The 7,198-nt window shown below is 41.1% G+C and carries 7 protein-coding genes; all 7 read left to right on the top strand.

Annotated elements, in window-relative coordinates:
* Positions 1-332 (top strand): SIS domain-containing protein (locus IBX48_RS09330; RefSeq protein WP_296833696.1); only part of this gene is annotated, 332 nt, incomplete at its 5' end.
* A gap of 14 nt (positions 333-346) precedes the next feature.
* Positions 347-1,615, top strand: coding sequence for a nucleotide sugar dehydrogenase (locus tag IBX48_RS09325; protein ID WP_296833692.1), 1,269 nt, complete (start codon positions 347-349; stop codon positions 1,613-1,615).
* Positions 1,615-2,673: a Gfo/Idh/MocA family oxidoreductase gene (locus IBX48_RS09320; RefSeq protein ID WP_296833688.1), complete on the top strand. Its 1,059-nt coding sequence runs from the start codon at positions 1,615-1,617 to the stop codon at positions 2,671-2,673. The genes IBX48_RS09325 and IBX48_RS09320 overlap by 1 nt, the downstream gene beginning before the upstream one ends.
* A gap of 6 nt (positions 2,674-2,679) precedes the next feature.
* Positions 2,680-4,659 carry an acyltransferase family protein gene (locus IBX48_RS09315; RefSeq protein ID WP_296833683.1) on the top strand — a complete coding sequence of 660 codons (1,980 nt, stop codon included), beginning with the start codon at positions 2,680-2,682 and terminating at the stop codon, positions 4,657-4,659.
* A complete protein-coding gene (locus IBX48_RS09310) occupies positions 4,660-5,238 on the top strand; it encodes an acyltransferase (protein WP_296833678.1) in 579 nt (192 codons plus the stop codon).
* A gap of 6 nt (positions 5,239-5,244) precedes the next feature.
* Positions 5,245-6,339, top strand: coding sequence for a DegT/DnrJ/EryC1/StrS family aminotransferase (locus IBX48_RS09305; RefSeq protein WP_296833672.1), 1,095 nt, complete (start codon positions 5,245-5,247; stop codon positions 6,337-6,339).
* Between the two features lie 5 nt (positions 6,340-6,344).
* On the top strand, positions 6,345-7,198 hold an 854-nt coding region (locus tag IBX48_RS09300), incomplete at its 3' end, for an ORF6N domain-containing protein (RefSeq protein ID WP_296833668.1).

Genomic DNA, 7,198 nt, shown 5'->3' with positions numbered 1-7,198 from the left:
GTGAACTCAAACACGGCCCATTAGCGTTAATAGATGAAAATATCCCTGTTATCGCGATAGCGCCGCATGACGAGTTGCTAGAAAAACTCAAGTCCAACCTGCAAGAAGTGAATGCGCGCGGTGGACAGCTTTATGTATTTGAAGATGAAAAGTCCAACGTAAATTCAGAAGAAGGCTTTCAGGTCATCAAAGCTACAACCAATGTGGGTCGCATAACCGCACCCATTACCTTTAATATTCCGCTACAATTACTCGCTTATTATGTTGCTTTAGCCAAAGGCACAGATGTCGATAGGCCGAGAAATTTAGCAAAATCAGTAACAGTTGAGTAAAAGGAAGATACAAAATGACAGATAAAGTTTGCATGATTGGCCTTGGATATGTCGGGCTACCTTTGGCCGTAGCGTTTGCTGAGCAAATGCCTGTGGTTGGTTTTGATATTAACCAGCAACGCATAGATGAGCTAGAAGCTGGACATGATCGTACCTTAGAGATTGAAGATGCAGAATTGGCTTCAGTAAAAGACAATATGGCCTATACCGCCAATATCCAAGACGCGAAAGATTGTAATATCTATATTGTCACAGTACCTACGCCAATTGACTCAGCAAACCGTCCAGACCTTACACCGCTTGTTAAATCATCACAAACCGTTGGTTCAGTGCTTAAAAAAGGCGATATTGTCATTTATGAATCTACTGTATACCCAGGTGTAACCGAAGACATTTGTGTGCCAGAGCTTGAAAAAGCATCTGGCTTAAAGTTTAACCAAGACTTTTATTGCGGTTACTCGCCAGAGCGTATCAATCCGGGTGATAAAGAACATACGGTTAAAAAGATTCTTAAAGTCACAGCTGGCTCAACACCAGAAATTGCAAAACGTGTGGATGACTTATATAAAACAGTAATCACCGCTGGCACACACTTGGCCTCAAGCATTAAAGTGGCGGAAGCCTCTAAGGTTATTGAAAATACTCAGCGCGACGTTAATATTGCACTTATCAACGAACTAGCGTTAATTTTCGGCCAAATGGGTATCGATACAAACGAAGTACTAGAAGCGGCTGCGACTAAGTGGAACTTTATTAAACTTTCACCAGGCCTGGTGGGCGGACACTGTATTGGTGTTGATCCATACTACCTTACCTTCAAAGCGGAAGAACTAGGTTACAAACCAAACCTAATCCTTGCTTCTCGTCAAATCAATAACGGCATGAGTAAGCATGTCGCTGATCAAACCATCAAACACATGATCAAAGCCGGTAAAACCATTAAAGGCTCAAACGTACTCATGTTGGGCGTGACTTTTAAAGAAGACTGTCCAGATATGCGTAACACTAAAGTAGTCGATATTATTGAAGAACTTAAAGACTTTGGCGTAAATGTTGATGTCTACGACCCATGGGTAGATCATGCAGAAGAAAGCAAATGGTACAAACATGGCATTATCGACGACCCAATGCAGTCTAACAAGCAATACGATGCGATTATCGTTGCAGTTGGACATAAGCAATTCAAAGCCTACACCATGGATGATTTCAAAAAGCTATCCAAAGATGAAATGGTGTTAATGGATGTGAAGAACATCGTGCCAAACCCAACTTGGAGACTGTAATGCGCCACTACCCAGCTATCGAAAACCGAAAAATTAGAATCGCCATAGTGGGTTGTGGGCGTATTGCCAAAAACCATTTTGCATCTATTGCTCAATATCCAGACGATTTTGAATTAGTAGCAGTTTGTGACAACAATAAGCAAGCATTAGAGTCGGCCAAAACCGAGTATAAGGTGACAGGCTATTTAACCTTAACCGAACTGCTAAAAAATGAAAAGTTAGATGTGGTATCGCTTTGTACCCCGTCAGGCATTCACCCAGAACAAACGGCTGAAGTGGCCGCTGCCGGAGTTAACGTGATCAGCGAAAAACCCATGGCCACCCGCTGGAAGGATGGCGTGGATATGGTTAAAGCCTGTGATAAAGCCGGCGTGCGTTTATTTGTAGTCAAACAAAATCGCCGCAACACCACATTGCAACTGTTAAAGCGTGCAATGGAAGAAGGGCGCTTTGGTCGAATCTACATGGTTAACTTAAATGTTTTCTGGACGCGTCCGCAAGAATATTACGATGCCGCTAAATGGCGTGGTACTTGGGAACTAGATGGTGGCGCGTTCATGAACCAAGCTAGTCATTATGTGGATCTTATTGATTGGTTAATCGGCCCAGTTGAAAAAATCCAAGCCATGACCGGTACATTAGCGCGCGATATTGAAGTTGAGGATACGGGTGTGCTCAATATCAAATGGCGTAATGGGGCAATGGGGTCAATGAATGTAACCATGCTTACCTACCCAAAAAACTATGAAGGCTCAATTACCATTCTGGGTGAAAAGGGTACAGTGCGTGTTGGCGGTGTGGCCGTTAACGAAATCCAACACTGGGAGTTCGAAGACGCAAAAGACTACGACAAAGATATCCAGCAAGCTAACTACGAAACCACTTCAGTTTATGGCTTCGGGCACCCGCTGTATTACAAAAATGTGATAGATGTCATGCGAGGTGGCTGTGAACCTGAAACTTGTGGTCGTGAAGGCCTAAAATCATTAGAAGTCCTTATCGCCGCCTATCTTTCTGCACGTGACGGCAATACAGTTTCTTTACCGCTGGAGTATTAAGGCTAGATGCAACACATTAAGTACAGAGAAGACATTGATGCGCTGAGAGGATTGGCGGTTTTGTTGGTAGTTATCTATCATGCATTTCCAGAAACCCTTCCTGGTGGTTTTATTGGTGTTGATGTATTTTTTGTCATTTCAGGTTATCTAATTACTTCAATAATGTTGCTTTCTATCAATAGGGGCGATTTTTCATTAAAAGACTTTTATGCCAGAAGAATTCGTCGTCTATTTCCAGCCTTAATAACAGTATTGTTATTTACTTTGGGCTTGGGGTGGTTGGTACTCTTTCCAGAAGAGTATCAACAACTAGGGTCACATGTCGCTAATAGCGTAATTTTTATACTTAATTTTAAGTTAATTAATGAAGTCGGTTATTTTGATGTTGAGAGTCACTACAAGCCATTACTTCACCTTTGGACACTGAGTGTTGAAGAGCAATACTATTTATTGTGGCCACTAATCATTTTACTTTTTTTAAAAATAAACAAGCACCCTGGCTATTTGCTAGGTTTTTTATTTATTGCATCGTTATCAGCAAACCTCTACTTTTCTCAAGGTTACACGCAAGAAACTTATTACCACACCTTAACGCGTTTTTGGCAGTTAGCAGCCGGTTCTTTATTGGCTGTTTGGTTAATTAATCAGCAAGACCTTAAATCTAGAGGTGAGCAACAATATTTTAGCGATAAAGTAACAATGTTGGGGGGGGTAATACTTATAATCTTAAGTGCTATATTTATCGATAGCCAAATGATTTATCCGGGTTATTTAGCAATACTCCCGGTTGTAGGTGCGGTGATGATCATTGTTGCTAATAGTCGTTTAAAGCAATATGCAGGCCTGGTAAAACTGGGTCTAATCAGTTATCCGCTTTATTTGTGGCACTGGGTATTTATCTCATTTTTATATATCTACTTAGGCCGTAAGCCTGAAACTTTAGCCTTAGTGGTAGCTGTATTATTGTCATTGTTTTTTGCTTACCTTACTTATAAATATATAGAACAATTACGTTACCAAAAGCGCGCTACGCCCTATTTAATAGGTATATTAGTAATTATAGGCCTTGTAGGGGTCTATGTTGAACACAAAAAAGGTTTGCCTGATCGCCATAGCATGGAAAGTTTTATAGAGGCTAATACGCAATTTAAACGTACCACTGCGAAAGATGAACACTGCGTAGATTACACAAATGAGGCGCTAGCAGACCAACAGGCTTTCGATTATTGTCGTGCTAGCGCATTAGAAAAAAACAAACTAGTTGCCATCATAGGTGATTCCCATGCACATGTTTTATTTTCCGGCATTTCATCGTTAGCAAACACTCATGGTTACGGCGCGATATTACTAGCTAACTCCAGCTGTCCAACTTTGCAGGGGTTTGAATGGGGAAGAAATGATAATGAAGTTGAAGTTTGCAAAGTTAAGATCGAGCAGATTTTAACGATTATCGAAAAAGACCCAAGAGTTGAAAAAGTCATCATGGCGACAAGAGGGCCGGTTTATATACATGGTGAAGTTGAAGGACTTTTCACAAAGCAAAGTGTCGATAATAGCTTGGCTTTAGTAAAAGACCAAAAACAAACTTATGAAACTTATTTTGATGGGTTTAAAAATACAATGTCACGCATTGAAAAGATGGGGCATGTTAAAGATGTTTTTTATAAACTAGAAAATCCAGAATTAGATTTTTTACCAAAAGAAGTGATACCTAGACCGTATGATTATTTTGACATAAGTACAAATCGCAGTTTTATGGATAAAGCACTTTATCTTAAAAGAATGTCTGTTTATCGTGATTATGCATCCTTGTTGAAGTTTCCAAAATTAAAGCTTCTTGACCCAGTTGATGCTCTTTGTGATAAAAATTCTTGCTACTCAAATATGGATAATAAATTTTTATATGCGGATGATGATCACTTTTCAGTTTACGGATCATATTTTGTCTCCAAGTTTTTTGAAAAACAAATATTCAGGAATCAATAAATGAACTACACAGTCCATTCAACCGCCATTATTGATAATGGCGCGCAAATCGGTGAAGGGTCACGTGTCTGGCACTGGGCGCACGTTTGTGGCGGTGCCAAAATTGGTAAGGGCGTATCACTTGGACAAAATGTGTTCGTTGGCAATCAAGTCACCATTGGCGATAAATGTAAAATTCAAAACAACGTGTCGGTTTACGACAATGTGCATCTCGAAGAAGGGGTTTTTTGCGGGCCTAGTATGGTGTTTACCAATGTCTACAACCCGCGTGCATTAATTGAACGCAAAAACGAATATAAAGACACGTTAGTTAAAAAGGGTGTAACACTTGGAGCAAACTGTACGGTTGTTTGTGGTGTGACGATTGGTGAATACGCATTTGTAGGCGCGGGTGCAGTCATTAACAAAGATGTCAAACCTTATGCACTCATGGTCGGCGTACCTGCAAAACAAATTGGCTGGATGAGTCAATACGGCGAGAAACTTGATTTACCCTTAGACGGCGAGGCGCAAACGACCTGCCCTTACACCCAACAACAATACCAGCTTCAAAACGGCCAAGTAACCATTATTGAGTAACCCAATATGAAAATCGATTTTGCAAACCTACAACACCAATACCAATTATACAAAGCCGATATTGACGCCAATATCCAAGCGGTTTTGAACAAGTCCAATTACATTATGGGCGAAGAAATTCAGCAGTTGGAAGATGAGCTACAAAACTTTACAAACACTAAACACGCAATCACCTGCTCAAACGGCACAGATGCGTTGCTACTCGCGATGATGGCTATGGATATTCAGCCGGGTGATGAAATTATCACCACACCGTTTACCTTTATCGCCACCGCTGAAACCATTGCGCTGATGCACGCTACCCCGGTATTTGTCGATATTGATCCAGTAACATATAACATCGACCCAAGCAAAATCGAAGCAGTCATTACAGATAAAACCAAAGCGATTATGCCCGTTAGCTTATACGGGCAACCAGCGGACATGGACGAAATCAACGCCATCGCCAAAAAGCACAATCTAAAAGTAATTATTGATGGGGCACAATGTTTTGGATCGACTTACAAAGGTCAAGCCAGTTCCAATTGTGCGGATATCTATACCACCAGCTTTTTCCCAGCAAAACCGCTCGGTTGTTATGGTGACGGTGGCGCGGTATTCACCAATAACGATGACTACGCTGAAAAAATGAAAATGATGCGTGTCCACGGCCAAAACAAACGCTACCATCACAAATACATCGGCATGGGTGGGCGTTTGGACACGATTCAAGCTGCGGTACTTTTAGCCAAATTGCCGCACTACGCTAAAGAAATCGAAGGGCGTAACCGTGTCGCACAAGCCTACACCGAACAACTAAGTGGCACAGTTACAACACCACAAGTTAAAGCAGACCGCACCAGCGTTTGGGCACAGTACACCGTTCGCGTACAAAATCGCGGTCAGTTGCAAGAAAAACTCAAAGAGCAAGGTATCCCAACCGCCGTGCATTATCCGATGCCACTGCACAAGCAAGAATGTTTTAAATATCTAGGGTTGAAGCAAGGCGATTTCCCCGTTGCCGAACAAGCCGCCCAAGAAGTCATGAGCCTACCGATGAACCCATTCTTAACCGATGAAGAGATTACTTACATTGTTAACACTTTAAAGAGCAGCATCTAAGCCTTATGAACATGCTCGAAACGCTTGACGAAAACATCATCAAAAGCAAAATCTACACATTACGCAATGTGCAGGTCATGCTTGACCGTGATTTAGCGGAACTTTATCAAGTTAAAGCGATCAGGTTAAGAGAGCAAGTTAAGCGTAATCCATCAAGGTTTCCAGATGACTTTATGTTTCAACTTACGCCAGAGGAAGTCGAATCCATGGTATCGCAAAATGCGATACCTTCAAAAAAGCACCTTGGCGGGAGCTTGCCTTATGCGTTTACAGAGCAAGGCGTTGCAAGCTTATCAAGCGTACTGACAAGTCAAACAGCTATTGATATCAACATAACCATCATGCGGGCATTTGTCAGCATGAGAAAGTTTATGTTGGAAAACGCAGCCGTTTTTCAACGACTCAGTAATCTTGAACAATGGCAGAGTTTAACGGATAAAAAGCTAGATCAAATATTTAATGCGATAGAAAATAAAACTGTAACGCCTAAACAAGGCATTTTCTTCGAAGGCCAAATTTTCGATGCCTATGTGCTTGTGAGTGATCTTATAAAACAAGCCAAAGAACAAATCATCCTTATCGACAATTACATTGATGAATCAGTATTACTGATATTGGCTAAACGCAACAAAAACGTAAAAGCAGAAATGTTTACCAAAACACTATCGCCAAGTTTTTTGTTGGACATAAAAAAACACAACCAACAATACCCAGTAATACAAGCCTATGAATTTACACAAGCCCACGACCGATTTTTAATCATCGACCAACAAGTCTATCATCTAGGTGCAAGCCTAAAAGACTTAGGCAAAAAATGGTTTGCCTTCTCCAAAATGCATATTCAAACCATTGCTATGCT

The organism is Thiomicrospira sp., assembly GCF_014859555.1.
Taxonomy (GTDB): Bacteria; Pseudomonadota; Gammaproteobacteria; order Thiomicrospirales; family Thiomicrospiraceae; genus Thiomicrospira.
This window is presented reverse-complemented; position numbering and strand designations above follow the sequence as displayed.

What these genes read in the sequence shown, in the direction of transcription:
- IBX48_RS09315 (WP_296833683.1), top strand. Translation starts at nt 2,680, where the DNA reads ATGCAACACATTAAGTACAGAGAAGACATTGATGCGCTGAGAGGATTG.
- IBX48_RS09305 (WP_296833672.1), top strand. Translation starts at nt 5,245, where the DNA reads ATGAAAATCGATTTTGCAAACCTACAACACCAATACCAATTATACAAA.
- IBX48_RS09320 (WP_296833688.1), top strand. Translation starts at nt 1,615, where the DNA reads ATGCGCCACTACCCAGCTATCGAAAACCGAAAAATTAGAATCGCCATA.
- IBX48_RS09310 (WP_296833678.1), top strand. Translation starts at nt 4,660, where the DNA reads ATGAACTACACAGTCCATTCAACCGCCATTATTGATAATGGCGCGCAA.
- IBX48_RS09325 (WP_296833692.1), top strand. Translation starts at nt 347, where the DNA reads ATGACAGATAAAGTTTGCATGATTGGCCTTGGATATGTCGGGCTACCT.